Origin of the sequence: Acidithiobacillus sp. (assembly GCF_027322205.1) — a bacterium.
Taxonomy (GTDB): Bacteria; Pseudomonadota; Gammaproteobacteria; order Acidithiobacillales; family Acidithiobacillaceae; genus Acidithiobacillus.
This window is the reverse complement of the sequence record NZ_DAHVHY010000141.1, coordinates 1-2030: the sequence shown is the minus strand read 5'-3', so window position 1 is coordinate 2030 and position 2030 is coordinate 1. Positions and strand designations below refer to the sequence as shown.

General features: G+C 62.1%; 2 protein-coding genes and 1 pseudogene. All 3 read right to left on the bottom strand.

Annotation, left to right across the window (positions count from 1 at the left end):
- Positions 1-817 (bottom strand): annotated as a pseudogene (locus tag M7F93_RS11820) (sensor histidine kinase); the annotation flags it as partial.
- Positions 787-1389, bottom strand: a complete 603-nt coding sequence (locus M7F93_RS11815) for a DUF4390 domain-containing protein (protein WP_298173796.1) — start codon at positions 1387-1389, stop codon at positions 787-789. The pseudogene M7F93_RS11820 and the gene M7F93_RS11815, both read right to left, overlap by 31 nt.
- Positions 1386-2030 (bottom strand): 16S rRNA (cytosine(967)-C(5))-methyltransferase (locus tag M7F93_RS11810; protein WP_463670978.1); only part of this gene is annotated, 645 nt, incomplete at its 5' end. The genes M7F93_RS11810 and M7F93_RS11815, both read right to left, overlap by 4 nt.

The following is a 2030-nucleotide window of genomic DNA, read 5'->3' as shown; positions in this document are numbered from 1 at the left end:
ACTGCTCGGGGATGGGCTGCTCCACATAAAGAACACGGTTGCTCTGTCCCAGATGCGGACTCAGCACCGGGATCAGTACCTTCACCAGCAAAGCCCCCTGGGGCTCCGGCTCGATGGAGGCGGTCGGGTGATTCTCTTCCATAGCAAGGATTTCCCGGCGCGGCAAGCGCGGCGCCAGATTAAGGTTATCGCTGCTGGTGGCGATAATCCGGTTATCGCCGGAAAAGAGCGTGACGCTGCCCAGATGATACTGATCGCGCAGGGCGATCACGGTAATGACGGCGTTACTGTCGGACTCGCCCACCAACGCCTGGGCAATACTTTCGCCCGCCAGCAGGGTGGAATTACGGTAACGGTCCACGCCCGCCTTCGCCACGTTCATGGCCTGGGCCAGCGCACTCTGCACCGCGCTGCTGAACCACGAGTCCACGCCCCGATTCAGATACTGCCAGGAAAAACCGAAGACGATGGCCGCCGGCAGGAAACTGAGCAGGGTAATAATCACCACCAGACGGGTGGCCAGTTGACTACCCACCTCGCCGCGCCGCAGGCGCAAGAGCAGCGCCACCACCGAGACCAGCACCAGAATGACCAGAAAGAGGACGATTCCTGCGGAAATCACCAGCATGGGCACAAAATAACGGCTCAGCGGTCCCCCGGCACTGGTGAAAAAGTTGACCCCCAGAAAGGTGACGATGGCCAACAGGAGCAGAGCAGCGCCCCAGCGCGGTCCCACTCGCTGCCGCTCCGGAGTGGTGCCGGCACGCAAGGCACGCAGCCAGCTTCTCAGTGCGAAAGGGGCGCGCTGACGATCCATGGGGACTCCAGTTTCCAGTGGCCAAGCAGCGCACGCAAACGTAACGGCAGCGGCAAGGCCTGAATATCAATATATACCCGCAATGCCACCTGACCGCGCGCCGCACCGTGGACCAGCGGGAGGATGAAATCATGCACCTCGGCTAGTGCCGCGACGACCTCACTCCAGTGCGAGTATAAAGTGAGCATCCCGTGCTGACTTTCGATGGCATATTGGTTAGTCAGGGGATAATAGTGAATACGCCAGCGCTGCTCCCGGTGTGCATGCACGCCAACACCGGGGATGAAGGAGAAAGGCTCGGGCTCACGCCATTCTGCCGCCACGACCCAGATCAGCGTCTGTCCCTGGTCGAGGACCTCTTGCAGGAGCGCTTCCTTACCCATTTGCACGCGGGCATTAATTTCAACGGCATTTCCCTGCGGGGTCACCTGCAAATGTTCCACGTGAAACGCCGAACCCGCCACCGCCATCCCATGCATGCCAACAAAACAACAGAACCCGATCAGGATAACGACAAATTGCTGTTGCCAGTTTCGGCGGGCCGACAAACGCCATGCGCCATTCTGGCTCATGCGCCTTTCTCCAGCAAGGCATAGTAAAAACCATCCATTTCGTCCTGTCCGGGCAGGCGTTGCCCGGTCAGCGGGTGGGCAGAACGACGCGCGTCAGGATGCCGCAGGAGAAAAGCGATGATCTGTTCTTCATTCTCCTCGGGCAGCACCGAGCAGGTGGCATAGAGCAACCGACCGCCGGGGCACAGACAGGGCCACAGGCCCTCCAGCAAGCGCGCCTGCTGTGCCACGGCCTCGGCCACATCCTCCGGCTGGCGGCGCAGACGGATGTCAGGGTGGCGACGGATTACCCCGGTGCCGGTACAGGGTGCATCCAGAAGGATGGCGTCATAGAACTCGCCATGCCACCAAGCAGTGGTTTCTGCGGCATCGGCCACTTGTAAATGCGCTATGCCGCCTTGTCTTTCCAGCGCTTCGCGCACCCGGTTCAGGCGTTCTGCGGAGCGGTCCAGGGCTTCCAGGCACGTCGCCCCCAATGCCCACAGGTGGGCCGTCTTGCCGCCAGGGGCGGCACAGGCGTCAAGAATCCGTTCCCCCTCCTGGGGCGCGAGAATGTGGGCCGCCAGTTGTGCCGCCCCGTCCTGCACCGCCACCCAGCCAGCGTCCCAGCCCGGCAGGGTCGCTACCGGCACACTGGCGGG